Origin of the sequence: Lysinibacillus sp. FSL K6-4013 (assembly GCF_038630435.1) — a bacterium.
In the GTDB taxonomy this organism is placed as follows: Bacteria; Bacillota; Bacilli; order Bacillales_A; family Planococcaceae; genus Lysinibacillus; species Lysinibacillus boronitolerans.
This window is the reverse complement of sequence record NZ_CP152031.1, coordinates 3,109,832-3,126,714: the sequence shown is the minus strand read 5'-3', so window position 1 is coordinate 3,126,714 and position 16,883 is coordinate 3,109,832. Positions and strand designations below refer to the sequence as shown.

Annotated in this window: 15 protein-coding genes, 1 pseudogene and 1 riboswitch; of the genes and pseudogenes, 12 read left to right on the top strand and 4 right to left on the bottom strand. The window is 37.8% G+C overall.

Annotated features, from left to right (window positions below; translation table 11 throughout):
- Positions 1-253 precede the first annotated feature (253 nt).
- From MHB39_RS15480 to MHB39_RS15465, 4 genes and pseudogenes are all read left to right on the top strand, one after another.
- On the top strand, positions 254-1,057 hold the full coding sequence (locus MHB39_RS15480; RefSeq protein ID WP_258859837.1) for a CsxC family protein: 804 nt from the start codon (positions 254-256) through the stop codon (positions 1,055-1,057).
- A gap of 310 nt (positions 1,058-1,367) precedes the next feature.
- The gene (locus tag MHB39_RS15475; RefSeq protein ID WP_342544454.1) at positions 1,368-2,849 is read left to right on the top strand and encodes a BC_2427 family protein; all 1,482 of its coding nucleotides are present in this window, start codon (positions 1,368-1,370) and stop codon (positions 2,847-2,849) included.
- A gap of 125 nt (positions 2,850-2,974) precedes the next feature.
- Positions 2,975-3,742 carry a CsxC family protein gene (locus MHB39_RS15470; protein WP_342544452.1) on the top strand — a complete coding sequence of 256 codons (768 nt, stop codon included), beginning with the start codon at positions 2,975-2,977 and terminating at the stop codon, positions 3,740-3,742.
- A gap of 335 nt (positions 3,743-4,077) precedes the next feature.
- A pseudogene (locus tag MHB39_RS15465) lies at positions 4,078-5,759 on the top strand (IS1182 family transposase).
- A gap of 155 nt (positions 5,760-5,914) precedes the next feature.
- Here MHB39_RS15465 and MHB39_RS15460 read toward each other — a convergent pair.
- Positions 5,915-7,138 carry an IS110 family transposase gene (locus MHB39_RS15460; RefSeq protein WP_258860335.1) on the bottom strand — a complete coding sequence of 408 codons (1,224 nt, stop codon included), beginning with the start codon at positions 7,136-7,138 and terminating at the stop codon, positions 5,915-5,917.
- 254 nt (positions 7,139-7,392) lie between these two features.
- Positions 7,393-8,742, bottom strand: coding sequence for a tRNA (N(6)-L-threonylcarbamoyladenosine(37)-C(2))-methylthiotransferase MtaB (gene mtaB / locus MHB39_RS15455; protein ID WP_048392185.1), 1,350 nt, complete (start codon positions 8,740-8,742; stop codon positions 7,393-7,395).
- 313 nt (positions 8,743-9,055) lie between these two features.
- On the opposite strand from mtaB, the gene deoC reads away from it, so the two are divergent.
- From deoC to MHB39_RS15435, 4 genes are all read left to right on the top strand, one after another.
- Positions 9,056-9,727, top strand: coding sequence for a deoxyribose-phosphate aldolase (gene deoC / locus MHB39_RS15450; protein WP_016994109.1), 672 nt, complete (start codon positions 9,056-9,058; stop codon positions 9,725-9,727).
- A 135-nt stretch (positions 9,728-9,862) separates the two neighbouring features.
- Complete coding sequence (locus MHB39_RS15445) at positions 9,863-10,090, top strand: spore coat associated protein CotJA (RefSeq protein ID WP_016994108.1); 228 nt, start codon at positions 9,863-9,865, stop codon at positions 10,088-10,090.
- The gene (locus MHB39_RS15440) at positions 10,083-10,346 is read left to right on the top strand and encodes a spore coat protein CotJB (protein WP_016994107.1); all 264 of its coding nucleotides are present in this window, start codon (positions 10,083-10,085) and stop codon (positions 10,344-10,346) included. The genes MHB39_RS15445 and MHB39_RS15440 overlap by 8 nt, the downstream gene beginning before the upstream one ends.
- 24 nt (positions 10,347-10,370) lie before the next feature.
- On the top strand, positions 10,371-10,940 hold the full coding sequence (locus MHB39_RS15435) for a manganese catalase family protein (RefSeq protein ID WP_004227065.1): 570 nt from the start codon (positions 10,371-10,373) through the stop codon (positions 10,938-10,940).
- 47 nt (positions 10,941-10,987) lie between these two features.
- Here MHB39_RS15435 and MHB39_RS15430 read toward each other — a convergent pair whose 3' ends face one another.
- Positions 10,988-11,644, bottom strand: coding sequence for a TrkA family potassium uptake protein (locus MHB39_RS15430; protein WP_016994106.1), 657 nt, complete (start codon positions 11,642-11,644; stop codon positions 10,988-10,990).
- Between the two features lie 25 nt (positions 11,645-11,669).
- Positions 11,670-13,007, bottom strand: coding sequence for a Trk family potassium uptake protein (locus MHB39_RS15425; RefSeq protein WP_016994105.1), 1,338 nt, complete (start codon positions 13,005-13,007; stop codon positions 11,670-11,672).
- A 114-nt stretch (positions 13,008-13,121) separates the two neighbouring features.
- Positions 13,122-13,263: riboswitch (cyclic di-AMP (ydaO/yuaA leader) on the bottom strand.
- Positions 13,264-13,515: 252 nt separating this feature from the next.
- Between MHB39_RS15425 and rpsU the strand changes: the two genes are divergently transcribed.
- The 4 genes from rpsU to MHB39_RS15405 all read left to right on the top strand — a co-directional run bounded on the left by rpsU (position 13,516) and on the right by MHB39_RS15405 (position 16,840).
- Positions 13,516-13,689: a 30S ribosomal protein S21 gene (gene rpsU, locus MHB39_RS15420; RefSeq protein ID WP_004227078.1), complete on the top strand. Its 174-nt coding sequence runs from the start codon at positions 13,516-13,518 to the stop codon at positions 13,687-13,689.
- 312 nt (positions 13,690-14,001) lie between these two features.
- Positions 14,002-15,330, top strand: coding sequence for a nodulation protein NfeD (locus MHB39_RS15415; protein ID WP_016994104.1), 1,329 nt, complete (start codon positions 14,002-14,004; stop codon positions 15,328-15,330).
- A 3-nt stretch (positions 15,331-15,333) separates the two neighbouring features.
- Positions 15,334-16,338 (top strand): flotillin-like protein FloA, encoded by a 1,005-nt coding sequence (gene floA / locus MHB39_RS15410; protein ID WP_112118215.1) that lies wholly within the window; start codon positions 15,334-15,336, stop codon positions 16,336-16,338.
- 25 nt (positions 16,339-16,363) lie between these two features.
- Positions 16,364-16,840, top strand: coding sequence for a hypothetical protein (locus MHB39_RS15405; RefSeq protein WP_342544447.1), 477 nt, complete (start codon positions 16,364-16,366; stop codon positions 16,838-16,840).
- Positions 16,841-16,883: the final 43 nt, after the last annotated feature.

Here is a 16,883-nt window from a genome sequence, read left to right as displayed (position 1 = left end):
TAAAAGTTAGACATCAATCTAACTTTTACGGGGGTTTTTTTACTTAAATCATATTTGAAGTGGGTCTGCGTTAAATCCCTGCTTAAATGGAGTTTTACCCCGTCGTGTAAGGTAACGGGGAAAATCACAACCTCAAACATTCCAAATAAAATAATTAAAAGAACAAGTTCAATGTCCATACATAGATTTAATTGCGACATACTCTAGCGATAGGAGAGCTCACTAATACTATAAATTGAAATGAGGGAATTTTTTGAGTGAACAATTTATTAATCAGATTCAACCTTGTCCAGTAACATCAACTGAACAAATCCCCTTAACGAATGAGATTACACCATTAGTTACTACACCGCTTACGACGCCAACTATTAAAATTCCAGTTGTACTGGCAGAACCAACACTGCAAATCGTTGTCGAGTCGGATATTACACTTAATCCTGCAGCGACAGAGATTAAACGAGTGAAAAAGAATGTCTTCCTAAATCAAGTGAAATTGGTACCGGTTAGCTTTGCACGTATTGCTAACACTGATTTCTTTAGAGTAACACGAGCTAAATTATTTGTAGCAGGACATATTCGGAAAAATATCGAATATGCTTCATCAGCATGTAATGGGGCACTTCAGGATAGAATTGCTGATGTTCCGTTTTCTGGTTTTACAGATCTTACTTTTCCACAAACAGCAGGAGGCGCTACACCAATCTTAGGAATTTCTGAGTTTGCCGAAGCGAACTTCCTTAACGAAAGAACACAAATGGATGCTCGATTAGATAAGGCTTTCTTCCAAAATCTCGTTAAATACAATGAACAACCATTTGGTGAATTAGTAGCAGCCAACTTCTTTGAACTTGATTTTTCACCGATTATGGCAGCTCCTGAAGAAGCATTCAGCACATTACGTGAAAAAATTGTATTAGAACTTACTGTAAAAGTATTGCAAGTCCAACAAATCCGTTTGGGCGCTGGAAGTAGTGTAGTAACACCTGTTCTTCAAGGGCTTACTCCACCAGCAACACCAATTGTTCCTGGTATTATTCCACCTACTGAGCCTTGTTAATTTTTATATGTAGTGGAGCAAAGATGGTAACAATAATACTGATATAAAATCAAATATGTTGTTGGGCAGTTGAAAGTTCACTTTTACACGAACTTTTAACTGCTTTTTTTGGCAAGATAAGGACATGCGCCTTCCAATTGTATCTCATGGTGGGGACTGTGACAAAAGTAAAAATATTGCATAATATGGATTGTAATTAGTATTGTAGATTTTCAATTGTCCTAACATAATCGCATCAGAAGAATTAGCTAATGGATTAAAAATTGATTGTTATGCTTTTTTTGTCAAATCATTATTTGGGAGTGAATGAATGGCAACTCCATGGATTAATTTTAGAGAGATGAAAAAAATATCCTCTAAACAAAATAAATACACTGAGTGGAGGTATCAAACTAAAATAGATGACGAATCTCCATTTGAACAGACTTTTAATGGAAATAATAATCTGCTTGATGAAATAGAAGATAAACCAATTACAGAGGAATCAACTTTAACAGACCATATAATCTCTAATGAAGAGCTCCCCGAACCTATGGAGCCGATTATTGAGGAAGAAAACGAACATCACCCAAATTTTGAGAATTTCAGGGAGGATGCTAGCTTAGCAGAGCTATTAGCATCTAATGAAGATCTACCTATATCTAAAGAAACAAATGTTGAGCAAGAAAACGAACATCCTCTAGATATCGATGAGAGTCACACAAAAGTGACCTTAATAGAGCAATTAGCGTCCATACCCATACCTATAGAAGCGAATGTTAAGGAGAACGAAGAAAATTTCCGACATATGGATGAGAACCATGTAGAGGAATTAACTTTAGACCAGATAGCATGCAATCAAATTGTACCCAGTCCAACAAAGGTAGAAATTGACCATCTACTAGATAGTGATGAGAACTCCCTTGAAGAACAAAATTCAACAGCCCAATCAGACAATAATCCAAAATCTTTCAATAGAGCTCTGTCAGAGGCTGAAAATAATATGCATTTGGATGATATAGCAGAAAAGGAGAAAAACAATCCTCCAAATCGTAATAAAGAGATTGCAAAGACTTTACAAGGAGAAGTATGCACCATTATCCAAAAAAGTCCCTTTTCTACTTATGTAGAAATTTCCGATTTTCTTCATGCTCCTATTTATGGTGAAAATGTTCAAAATACAATATTTGATTTTCTTGATTTAAATGATAACCTATCTCCCCAACTTCAGACGAAGCTACTCCAAACGATTTCGATTTACCCTGAACAACCAGATTGTCGTTTGGTTAGCTCCAACATTAATCAAATGATTTCTTTAATGAGAACGGATACTAATAAAAAAAATGGTAGTGAGCAGCATCCGTTTAAATCAGTAGTAGTTCCCTTACATAACTCACAAGCAATTAAAAAAGGAGAAATTAACTCCTCTGAGCCTTTTATACATATACGAGTTCCTGTTGTGCTAGGGGAATACAAAATAGAAATATGTATGGAGGAAAAAATTGCTTTTGATAAAGGAATTGAAGAGGTTAAAGAGATCACAAATGAGGTAGTACTATCCGATTGTAGATTTGTACCTATTCGTAGATCCCAGTCATTGGGAAATGGAACAAGAACTGTATTAAAGGGGAATTTATTTATAGAAGGCTACATTCAGCATAATATTGAGTATAGGGTATCTAATACGCAAAATAAGTCAGCCATTCATCCCAATCGATTGTGTCAAAATATAGTATTAGAATTAATTATCCAAATGTTACAAGTACAAAAAATTAAAGTACTGTTTGACTGGCAAGGTAATGGAGGATTATAGAAATTTATCCCTTAATTCAAATAAAAAATAAAACTAATATATACGTCCATGTATAGATTTAAATGCTACATATTCTAGCGATAGGAGAGCTCTCTAATACTAAAAAAATGAAATGAGGGAATTTTTTGAGCGATCAATTAGAAAGCCAATTTCAACCTTGTCCTGTAACATCAACTGAACAAATTCCATTAACGAATGAGATTACACCAGTAGTCACTACACCAGTTACAACGCCAACTATCAAAGTTCCAGTTGTATTGGCAGAACCAACACTGCAAATCGTTGTTGAGTCGGATATTACACTTAGCCCTGCAGCGACAGAGATTAAACGAGTGAAAAAGAATGTCTTCCTAAATCAAGTGAAACTTGTACCAGTCAGCTTTGCACGTATTGGTGGCACTGATTTCTTTAGAGTAACACGAGCTAAATTATTTGTAGCAGGACATATTCGGAAAAATATAGAATATGCTTCATCAGCATGTAATGGGGCACTTCGAGATAGAATTGCTGACGTTCCGTTTTCTGGTTTTACAGATCTTATTTTCCCACAAACACCTGGAGGCACAACACCAATCTTAGGCATTTCCGAGTTTGCTGAAGCGAACTTCCTTAACGAAAGAACACAAATGGATGCTCGATTAGATAAGGCTTTCTTCCAAAATCTTGTTAAATACAATGAACAACCATTTGGTGAATTAGTAGCTGCCAACTTCTTTGAACTTGATTTTTCACCGATTATGGCAGCTCCTGAAGGGACATTCAGCACATTACGTGAAAAAATTGTCTTAGAACTTACTGTAAAAGTATTGCAAGTTCAACAAATCCGCCTTGGTGCTGGCAGTAGCGTAATAACGCCTGTTCTTTTAGGACTTACACCTCCTCCTAGTCCTTGATAAATGCTAGTTTAGAGGACAGTAGAGTATTATAATATATTAACAAAGCTGGTAGTACAGATGGATATTTTGTTTGTACTACTAATTTTCTTATAGGAGCTGTCATTCTTTAAAAGCATTTATCAATATTATGAAAAATCAAATACAAGTGAATGATTAGCTTCATTAAAAGGAAAAAGAGGGTGGGACAAAACCCACCTTTGAGCTGAAAAAGCCGTTGAAATTTTACGATGAGTAAAATTTCAACGGCTTTCAATAATTATTGAATAAAAATAAGGACCACTTCTGATAAAATAAAGTTACCACACAAAATTTTACAGGAAAGAAGGATCCTTATGTTCAAAAATTATAACATGAATCAATTAGTTTTGCCTCTAGATTTAGAAGTTCCATTACAAGAAAATGATATTGCTTTTGCCATCCATCATTTAGTCGAAAGTATTCCTGAGAGAACCTTCGACTCCTTTCAACGCCAAACAGGTTGCCCATCTTATCACCCACGCATGATGCTTAAAATTATTTTATGTGGCTACACGCAATCGGTTTTCTCTGGCCGTAAAATAGAAGACCTAACCAAAGACAGTATACGGATGATGTGGCTGGCCCAAGGGTATGAACCAAGCTACCGTACGATCAATCGTTTCCGTGTTCATCCCGATATGAAAGAGCTCATTCGCCAGTGTTTTGTGCAGTTCCGTGTCCAGCTTGTCCAAGAAAAAATCATCGATCAAGAGGCCATTTTTATTGATGGTACGAAGATTGAAGCGAATGCCAATAAATTCACGTTCGTTTGGAAGAAAGCAGTGGAAAAACATCATCACAATCTCGTTGAAAAATCGAATCAATTGTATAATGAGCTACTTGAAAAACAAATTATACCAGCATTGCAACGTGAAGATGAGGAGCAGCTTTCTATGGAAGAACTCACGCAAATCGCTGAAAAGTTAGAGGAAGTGGTCGAGGACTATACACAAAAAATCGATAGTACGGATGATGTCGGGATGCGGAAACAGCTGCGTAGTGAACGAAAAACGCCAAAGCAACTGTTAAAACAAGTACATGACTGGCTGATTCGTAAGCAGAGGTACGAAAAAGATTTTGAGATTTTTGACACACGCAACAGCTATTCAAAAACGGACAAAGATGCGACGTTTATGCGAATGAAAGACGATTACATGCAGAATGGACAACTAAAACCAGGCTATAACGTACAAATCGCAACAGAAGGTCAGTATGCGCTTGCCTACAGCATTTTTCCGAACCCAACGGATACACGTACGTTCATTCCATTTCTAAATGAAATCGAGCAGCATTATTTCGAGTTACCGCAATACATTGTCGCAGATGCAGGTTATGGTAGTGAACAAAACTATGAGGAGATCCTTTCGAACAGAAAACGAGAAGCACTGATTCCCTATACCATGTATGAGAAGGAGCAAAAGAAAAAGTACAAACAAAACCAATTTAACACCGATAACTGGCCATATGATAAAGAAACAGACACCTATACATGCCCGAATCAGAAACGTCTCGAATGGAAAAATCAAACTGTACGGAATGATCGGACAGGCTTCCAACATACGTTCAACATCTACGAATGCGAGGACTGTTCAGGATGTCCATTCCGTTCATCATGTACAAAAGCAAAAGAAGGCACCAATCGAAAAATGATGGTGAATGAAAAATGGGAACAACAAAAAGAATATATAAGAACAAAGCTTTCAGAAGAAAAAACGCGTACCATTTATCGTCAACGCAAAATTGACGTGGAGCCAGTTTTTGGATTCTTGAAGGCTAATTTGCGTTTCACTCGATTTTCTGTACGAGGAAAATCGAAGGTAGAAAACGAAATGGGGCTCGCATTACTGGCCGTGAATTTACGAAAATACACGGCCAACAAACAAGAACATATAAAATTAAATAGTAAAAAATGGAGAAAGGAGAATTTGAGCGAACTCAAATTCTCCTTTCTCCTTATTCGAAGCTAGTTCTGTCCCAGCCTCTTTCTTACGATTAGTCAACCTTATCTAGAGAATAATTTCTATTTTTATGAGTGTGAAGTAGTGAAGGATATCTCTCACCACTTCACACTCATTTTTTAGATACGCCAAAAAGACCTGACGATTTTTATTTTTTTCGAAAGGTCATTATGATATAGTTCTATATAGGTGATTACGATTTCTGAGCTGGTAGTGCGGACTCATAATCGTAAAGAATGCCACGCGTCAGTAACTGAAATGTCACTTTCAGAAACTTGTTGATGCAGGCGATGATCGCAACCTTATGAGGCTTCCTCTGAGGTTGCTTTTTTAATTTATAGTAATAGTCCACAAAATGATTTGGTTTTCCTTTTGCCATAAGCATGGCGCATACCATAAAAAATAAAATCTTCCGTAAATGTTTGTTTCCTCGTTTATTAATCCTGTCTCGATATTGCGTATTCCCAGACTGGTACCGCATAATATCAATGCCTGCGTAAGCGTTCAGTTGTTTCGCGTTTTGAAAGCGGCGGATGTCACCAATCTCTCCAATTAATCGGCACGCCGTTGAATCGCCAATCCCAGGAATCGAACGCAATACTAGATATTCTTTTCGTCCTTCTGACAATTCCACCATCTGTTTCACAAGCGTTGCTTTCTTCTCTAGTAAATCCGCAATGCGAGCTGCGTAATCTCGTGCTTGATCACAACGAATATCTGTGGATTTAATCGCTGGGTAACTATTTTCAGCTGCTTCTAATAATGTAATAGCTTTAGCCTCCGCACGCATTAGCGATAGGTTTTTTCGCGTATTGACCTTTAAACGATTTTTAATAATCGTTTTTGAATGGGCCTGTAAAAGTGCGGGGTGCGGATATAGTTGTACAATATTTAAAAATAGTGCTGAATTCGGTGTAATCAACTTTTCTAATTCTGGAAAACTCAGCTGTAAAATGGCATGCATTCTACTTTTGAGTAAAATGATTTCTTCGTCAATTTCATCGTAATAACGAGTCAATGCACGCATCTGTTCATAATAATCGTCTTGTATGTACGTTATTTCGCGTTCCATTTTGAAATGTGTTCTTGCGAGTTCATGGGCATCACTGATATCGGTTTTATTGCGACGCATCGTTGCCATCTGTAAATTCGCTTCAAGTGGATTCATGCGACAGTATGCATAGCCGTAATCTTTGAAAAAAGCTTCGACAGGTTTTGAATAGATGCCTGTTGCTTCAAATACGATATCTGGCGCTTGTCCATCTTGCTTTGTCATCTCTTCCATTCGTTCGTGTAACCTCTCAAAATCATCCCGTGTATGATGTAGCACACCTTCAAACTCGCATTGGCGATGACTATTATAAATCGTAACGGTACTTTTTCCTTTACTGACATCTAACGCAATGACATGTTTCATCTCATTCTTCTCCTTTTGACCAATCATAGAAGCCTTCACAGTACCTTATCGATTCCACTTTCTTATACACGATCTCTTAGGACCCAACATACTAAGCTGATTCATATAAGGGCATGAAGGTAGCCGGTTTTATATACGGACTCACAAATGGTCCCAGAGGCTGGTCGGCTTTTCTTCACTTCTACTATAAAAAAATAGTAGCACAAACCATGGCCTTGGTTTGTACTACTAATGTTAGTATGTTTTTTCACTATTTATTTCACTGTTTCTAAAACGCGTACAAATTGTCCTTTTGAGTGAGGGTAGCCTGCTTGTGTAATTTTTACTTTTACAAGTTGTCCGATTAGACTTTCTGGACCCTCAAAAACTACTTTTAAGTAATTGTCTGTATAGCCTGTTAGAAGGCCTTCTTCTTCACTGTCATCATGCACAAATTCTTCAGGGATAACTTCTAGCACTTGATCTTCAAAACGAGAAGCATACTCTTTTGCTAGCTGATCGTTTAAAGAGATGAGTCGATGCACACGCTCATTTTTAATGTCTTCATCAATTTGATCTTCCATACGTGCAGCAGGGGTTCCTGTACGAGGAGAGAATGGGAAAACGTGCAGCTCAGAAAATTTATGATCGCGAATAAAGTTATATGTGTCCATAAACTCTTCCTCTGTCTCACCTGGAAAACCAACGATTACATCAGAAGTAACAGCTAAATCAGGTAAAGCCTCATGTAATTTTGTTAAACGTTCACCGAAGAACTCCATTGTATATTTACGACGCATACGTTTTAATACCGTATCAGAACCAGATTGAATAGGGATGTGTAAATGATTCACGACAATCTTTGATTCACGTAGTACTTCAATTACTTCATCTGTTAATTGACTAGCCTCAATAGATGAAATACGAAGACGCTTTAAGCCTGTTACATTGGCCTCTAAATCACGTAGTAATTGAGCAAGATTATAATCTTTTAAATCCTGACCATAGCCACCTGTATGAATACCAGTTAAGACAATTTCAAGATAACCAGCATCTACTAATTGCTGTGCTTGATGTAACACTTCTTGTGGGTCACGAGAACGCATTAAACCACGTGCCCATGGAATAATACAAAATGTACAGAAATTGTTACAGCCTTCTTGGATTTTTAACGAAGCACGTGTACGGTCTGTAAATGCTGGTACATCTAATTCTTCGTATACTCGGTTTTTCATAATATTACGTACAGCATTAATCGGTTGTCGTTCCGCACGATATTGTTCAATATAACCAAGTAATTTCGTACGATCTTGTGTTCCAACAACAATATCAACACCAGGGATTGCCATAATTTCTGCAGGGGATGTTTGTGCATAGCATCCCGTTACACAAATAACTGCATCCGGATTTTGGCGAATTGCTCGACGAATAACCTGACGTGATTTTTTATCTCCAGTATTCGTAACTGTGCATGTATTAATGACGTAAACGTCTGCTTGTTGATCAAATTCTGTTCGATCATAGCCTTCTTCTTTAAACAGCTGCCAAATTGCTTCTGTTTCGTAATGATTTACTTTACAACCTAGAGTATGAAAACTCACGATTTTTGATCGCTCGTTACTCATGATATATATCATCCTTTCAATTCACATTACCTTGTGTTTCCAAACATTTAATAAGTTTTTCGTTGTACATATTTTAGATACGTGATTTATGATAACATAATCCTTATAAAATCAGTACATATAAGATTTTTTTGTGAAATAATTAAGTTATCAATTTCTATATAATCTTTTGAGGACTTCAGATAAACATGACTCGTTCTGTAATGTTTATATTTGGGTGTTCATTATATAGAAAGAAATTAGACGCCATCGCGAAAAAATGATATGATTCGAAGAGGTACGTACATCTTATTTAATGAAGGAGCGTTTAACAATGGAAAAAAATTTTGCACGTATGATTGATCATACATTATTAAAGGCTGAGGCAACAAAAGAACAAATTGAAAAATTATGTGCTGAAGCTAAACAATTTAACTTTGCTTCTGTTTGTGTAAATCCAACTTGGGTAAAGCGAAGCAGTGAATTATTACAGGGTACAGACGTGTTAGTTTGTACGGTTATCGGCTTCCCACTTGGTGCCAATACACCAGCAGTCAAAGCATTTGAAGCAAAAGATGCTATTGCTAACGGTGCAAAAGAAGTAGATATGGTTATTAATATCGGTGCGTTAAAAGATAAAGACTATGAACTTGTACAAGCAGATATCGCCGCAGTAGTAGAAGCGGCTAAAGATAGCGCACTTGTAAAAGTCATTATTGAATCATGCTTACTAACAGACGAAGAAAAAGTGAAAGCATGTGAGTTAGCTGTAGCAGCGGGTGCAGATTATGTGAAAACATCTACAGGTTTTTCTACTGGTGGAGCCACAGCAGAGGATATCGCACTTATGCGTAAAACTGTAGGTCCAGAACTTGGTGTAAAAGCATCAGGTGGTGTTCGTAGCTTAGAGGACATGAAAAAAATGGTAGAAGCTGGTGCGACTCGTATTGGGGCTAGCTCTGGTGTAGCTATTATGAATGGTTTAATTGCCGACTCCAACTATTAATTTTATCCTTTTATAGAGCCATAAGCTCATGTCAATGTACACATGAGCTTATGGCTTCTTTGTGTTTAATCAGCATAATAATTTTCTGTGCACATATACTCCACTGATGAATGTAAATACAGAAAGGAGGATGTCATGTTTACACAGTATAAGTCTTGGAGGCCCTATATTAGCCCCTTTGATCCTTGTAAGCCTATAGAAGTTAAGTATTATGCAACACCCCCACAATTATATATGGGTTTTCAACCACCTGGACTACCACAATTTCCAACCGCAAGAGAAGCGCTGAAGGCAGGCACGCTATGGCCACAGTTGTTTAGCCCATACCCATTTCCCCTAAAAGGAGGGAGGAAGCATGACTAAAAAGATGCCGCCCGAATTTTATAAGCAATTAGAAGAAATTCAAGCAATTGATTTCGTCATTGTTGAATTAAACCTCTATTTAGACACTCATCCACACGATTATGACGCCATTCAGCAATTTAATGAAAATACAGAGAAAAGTATGAAACTTAAAATTGATTTTGAGCAAAAATATGGACCACTCATGAATTTTGGGAGAAGCTATTCGAATTATCCTTTTAACTGGATTGATACACCATGGCCATGGCAAGTCTAAACAAAAGACTAGGAGGAATAATATTTGTGGTATTATGAAAAGAAACTCCAGTATCCGGTAAAAGTTAGTACATGTAACCCAATGCTTGCAAAGTTTTTAATTGAGCAATATGGAGGGGCGGATGGGGAACTGGCAGCAGCTCTACGCTACATGAATCAACGCTATACGATTCCTGACAAAGTAGTAGGGTTATTGACCGATATAGCAACTGAGGAATTTTCACATTTAGAAATGATTGCCACGATGATTTATAAGCTAACAAAAGATGCAACACCAGAAATGCTGAAAGAAGCTGGCTTGGGTGATCATTATGTAAATCACGATCGTGCTCTCTTTTATCAAAACGCCTCAGGGGTACCATTCACAGCAACCTATATTCAAGCTAAGGGTGACCCTATCGCGGATCTGTATGAGGATATAGCGGCTGAAGAAAAGGCACGTGCCACATATCAATGGATTATTGACTTATCAGATGACACGGATTTAAATGATAGCTTGAAGTTTTTACGTGAGCGAGAAATTGTTCATTCCCAGCGATTTAGAGAGGCTGTTGAAATTTTAAAAGATGATAGAGATCAAAAGAAAGTTTTCTAAGACGAAAAAGGCTGTATCAAGTAGAACTTGAAACAGCTTTTTTGTGATTACTGAATATTTGAGAATAATGTAAGATCTTTTCGATGCCCAATCATTACTAATAAATCTTCCTTTTCAATAATCTGCTCAGGAGAAGGGGAAATAATAATTTCCCCTTCGCGCACAATTGCAATTACACTGACGTTATATTTTGCGCGCAAGTCTAAATCGCGAAGGTTTTGTCCAGCCATTTTAGAAGGAATCATAATTTCTTCAATGCTGTATTCCTTTGATAATTCGATATAATTCAACATGTTTGGGGATAGGAGTTGATTAGCCACACGTTCACCCATATCTCTTTCAGGATAAATAATCCAATCAGCTCCAACTTTATCTAACACTTGCCCATGTCTTTTACCTAGTGCCTTTGCGATCACTTTTTTGATCCCTAGCTCTTTTAATAAAGAGACGGTTAAAATACTAGACTGCATATCATTACCGATCGCCACGATGACACAATCGAAGTTACCAATACCAATTGATTTTAAAGCTTTTTCTTCTGTTGTATCAGCAACGACAGCGTGAGTCACATAGGGTTCTGCATCCTCTACTCTTTCTTCATTTATATCAATTCCCAATATTTCCTGTCCAGCTTCATGCAATCTGCGTGCGACGCTTGTTCCGAACCTACCTAAGCCAATAACAGCGTATTGTTTAATGGTCATAGCGTTTTAAACCCCTCTCATTTGGTTAGCCAATCATAATATTTCCTTTTGGGTGACGGAAACTCTCTTTTTTTCTTCGTTTTGCAATGGCAAAAGCAATGGTTAGTGGTCCAACTCTTCCTACGAACATTGTAATAATCAGAAGAAGACGACCAGCAGGTGTTAGCTCTGGGGTTAGGCCCATCGAAAGACCAACAGTACCAAATGCAGAGGTAGCTTCAAATAAATACATCATAAAGCTATGATGTTGTTCCGTTATACTAAGAATAATCGTCACGACTACTACAATTAATCCACCGCACATTGTAACCGTCAATGCCTTTAAAATAGTTTCAGTGACAATTCTACGTTTGAAGAGAACGACATCTTCTTTTCCTCGAATTTGTGACCACATAGTAGCTACTAAAACGGCAAAGGTTGTGATTTTAATCCCTCCAGCAGTCGATCCAGAGCCTGCCCCAATAAACATCAAAAGTATCATTAAAAATAATGTAGAATGCGTTAAGTCCCCAATAGCCAGTGTATTGGAGCCAGCAGTTCGTGGTGTAACCGCTTGGTAAAGGGAGCCTAACACTTTACCCCATTCTGATAATGGTCCAAGTGTCTTTTCGTTGCCATACTCAAACAGAAATATCAAAATGGTTCCACTAACGGTTAGCAAAAGTGTCGTTACTAAGACAATTTTTGAATGGACAGAAAGCCTTTTAGTCACACGATATTCATACAATTCATTCATAACAATAAAGCCTAATCCACCGATAGTAATAAGAGCACAGATGGTGAAAACAACAAAGGGGTCATCAACATAGGCAGTCATTCCGTTAAAACCACCCATTAAATCAAAGCCCGCGTTGTTGAAGTTGGATATGGCATGAAAAAATCCAAAATAAAGGGCCTTTCCAATAGGCATATCAAAAGAAAAACGAATCGATAGAATAAGACCACCGATTATTTCAATACATGCTGTAAAGAGTAATATTCTTTTCACTAATCGAACTAGACCAGCAATGGAGATATTATTAAAGGCCTCTTTAAGCAGCAGTCTTTCTTTTAATGAAATTTTCTTTCCGAGCAGTAAAAATAATAATGTGGCAAATGTCATGAATCCTAAACCACCAATTTGGATCAAGAATAAAAGGACCACCTCGCCAAAAATAGAGAAGGTATCACCTGTATCAACTACGATTAAACCCGTGACACAAGTAGCTGAAGTAGCAGTGAATAAGGCATCTAAAAAGGTCAAACCCTTCCCATCCTCAGTAGAAAATGGCATTGTTAAAAGAAACGTCCCTATGGCAATGATTAGGGCAAAGCCCAAAACGAGAACTTTGGGAGGGTTTAATGCTCTTTTAAAATTGTTCATTTAATTTACCTCAATTCTGTAAGTAAACAACTGGTTGTTAAATGGCATAATAAAAAGACCTACGATAAAAGCATGAAAAAGGCAGAAAGCATGCTAATAATGGTGGTCAATAACGACCTCCTTCGCTTTAGCCGACGAAGTTAGCTGACGGGTAGGATGGCGAAAGAGCTTTCTCATCCCTTCTGCTACTGCAGAATTAACCCCAAAAGATTGGTTCCTCCGTTCTCAAATAGTTGAGATTTGGCCGATTTGAAATTGAATGTGATTATTCTACGCCCTTATTCTATTTTTTGTAAACCCTTTAATTGTTAGGAAAATGTAATTATTTTTATTGTGGGTGAATTGGGTATGAATAATTCACACAAAAATAAAACCAAAAATTCACTTGATAATTTCGCATACTTTCTATTGACCATTATTAGACAATACGATATAATTTTTTAGTACACAACAGAAGGTTATTTGCCTAATTGTGTATTGACGTGTGTTCGGAGGGAGGGAAAGAGAGATGTCAAAAACTGTCGTTCGCAAAAACGAATCGCTTGAAGATGCTCTTCGCCGCTTCAAACGTACTGTATCAAAAAGTGGTACAATTCAAGAAGTTAGAAAGCGCGAGTTCTACGAAAAACCTAGCGTAAAACGTAAAAAGAAATCAGAAGCTGCACGTAAACGTAAGTGGTAATTTAATTTCCCATTAAAAATCCCTACGTTCATAACACGCAATTGTATGATTCACTGAGCAGACAAAGTTATACCTGAAATTAATCACATTTTTGATTAATTTCAGGTATTTTACATTGCTCAACTTTACGTACATATGAAAAAGCCGAATGAAATCTATTTGATTCATTCGGCTTTTTTGCACATACTAAGTGTTGGTAATTGGCATTAGATCGAATGATAAATAAGTTAATAAATTTTTAAGATTTGCGAAACTTTTCGCATGATTGACCGTATATACAGAGGAGAGGCATGTTAGAAGGGAGGGAAAAAGATGCGAAAACGGAGAATCCTCAGCTATTTACTAGTGATATGGATGACTTTTTTGTTAGCGTTTCCATTAACTTCGGCTTTTGCCAGTAATAAGGTCTATCATGTTCCGATTCATAATGAAGTAGAGCGAGGACTTCATGCATTTTTAGAACGAGCTTTTAAAGAGGCTGAAGAAAACAATGCAGAGGCGATTATCTTAGAAATACATACGCCTGGCGGTTTTGTGAATGCAGCAAGCGATATCGCTATGCTTATGGATGCAACGCAAATAAAAACGATTGCTTATATTAATAAGGATGCGCACTCAGCAGGAGCTTTTTTAGCCTTACATGCGGATAAGATCTACATGGTTCCGAATGGAACAATTGGTGCAGCGGCAGTTATCGATTCAGCAGGTAATGCAGCCGACCTTAAGGCCAATAGCGCTTGGCTTGCTCAAATGAAAGCAGCAGCAGAAACGTCAGGGCGCGACCCTAAGTATGCATTAGCAATGGCAGATACCAACTATGAACTACCAGAATACCGTGCTGGCGGAAAGAATCTGTTAACCCTATCCGCCTCAGAGGCATTAAAGGTTAAATATTCTGAAGGGACGGTTAAGGATTTTCAGGAGCTTCTAGAAGTAACCAACTTGAATGGTAGTGATGTTGTTTCAATTGAACCGACCTTTTCTGAAAAATTAGCTCGTTTTATTACAAATCCCATCATTGTACCTATACTGTTGTCAATCGCTAGCTTAGGACTTGTGATGGAGCTTTATTCGCCAGGATTTGGTGTTCCAGGTATAATGGGCTTATCAGCACTTGGTTTATTTTTCTTTGGACACATGGTGGCCGGCTTTGCGGGATATGAAACGTTATTGTTATTTATTATTGGCTTAGCCCTTTTAATTGCAGAGTTTTTTGTCCCTGGTGGAATTGTTGGTATTTTAGGTGGTGTCTTAATAGTACTAAGTCTGATACTGGCAGGTGCAAATATGATGCAAATGATAGTAGCAATTCTCATTGCGCTTGTGATAGCGATGATAGGAATGGTGATTCTGATGAAATTTTTCGGAAAAAAACTGCATGTCTTAAACAGGCTTGTGTTAATGGATGCAACGACGACAGAAGAAGGGTATGTATCCAATGTGAATCGCACAGAACTGTTAGGAAAAATTGGGAAAACGCTTACGCCACTTCGTCCATCTGGAACTATGGTACTTGGTAGTGAACGCATTGATATTGTATCAGAAGGTGGCTATATCGATGCCAATCAACATGTAGAAATTATTAAAGTTGAAGGCTCACGCATTGTTGTGAGACAAACAGATAAAGAGATGGAGGAATAGAAAATGGGTTTTGATTTAGCTTTGATTGGTCCTATTGCCGGACTAGTTATTTTATTCATTGTGCTTGCGGTATTCTTTACCTTTGTACCCGTAGCACTGTGGATTTCTGCATTAGCAGCAGGTGTACGTGTTAGTATTTTCACATTAATTGGGATGCGCTTACGTCGTGTTATTCCGTCTCGAATTGTTAATCCGTTGATTAAAGCACATAAAGCAGGTTTACCTGTAACGATTAACCAGTTAGAGAGTCACTATTTAGCAGGTGGTAATGTTGACCGTGTAGTGAATGCCTTAATTGCGGCTCACCGTGCCAATATTGAGCTGTCATTTGAACGTTGTGCAGCAATTGATTTAGCTGGGCGTGATGTATTAGAAGCTGTTCAAATGTCTGTTAATCCAAAAGTTATTGAAACACCTTTCATTTCAGGTGTAGCAATGAACGGGATTGAAGTAAAAGCAAAGGCTCGTATTACCGTGCGTGCCAACATCGAGCGTTTAGTCGGTGGTGCTGGTGAAGAAACAGTTATTGCTCGTGTTGGTGAGGGGATTGTTTCAACTATCGGTTCAGCGACACATCATACAGAAGTTTTAGAAAATCCAGATATGATTTCGCAAACAGTATTATCTAAAGGGTTAGATTCAGGAACAGCCTTTGAAATCTTATCCATTGATATTGCGGATGTAGATATCGGTAAAAACATCGGGGCCGAATTACAAATTGAACAAGCACAAGCGGATAAAAACATTGCGCAAGCAAAAGCTGAGGAACGTCGTGCAATGGCTGTAGCAAACGAGCAAGAAATGATTGCACGTGTTCAAGAGATGAAGGCAAAAGTAGTAGAAGCAGAGGCAGAAGTACCGCAAGCGATGGCTGAAGCCTTACGTTCTGGTAATCTTGGTATTATGGATTATATGAACTATCGCAATATCCAAGCGGATACAGCAATGCGTGACTCTATTTCAAAAGTAAGCAATGATAAGCCTGAAAAAAATGAACCCAATGCTTAATAACGGAAAGGAGCGGAACTAACATATGGAACAGTTAATAATCTTCGCCATAATTGCCATAGTCAGCTCTATTTTCGGAAAATCAAAAAATAAAAAGCCTCAGAAGCAGATGCCTCCTTTTAATAAAGACACCGCGGTGGAGCCTCCAGTTACGGAGAAAGCGCCACATCGTAGTGGGAAAGCACAAAGTTTTGAAGACTTTGCACGAGAATTTATCGGAGATTGGATTCCAGAAAATGAGAAAGTTGAGGAGCCTAAAAAATTTGTTGAAGAACAAGTGAAAAAGGAAATACCAAGCTATGTTGCCCCAGCTGTCATTCCAACTGATATTCCTAGCCGTTCTTCTAATCGAGAAAGTCGGGGACGATTAGCTGCTGGAAAAAAGGAAGTGCAATCTGTTGGCGCTCATTCGACTTTACAACTACCTCAATCTAAAAATGATCTTGTGCAAGCAATTGTGATGGCCGAAATATTAGGGCCACCAAAATCAAAAAGAAAATAACTAGCATGTCCTCCTTTTTCGATGCATATATTGCCGAAGAAGG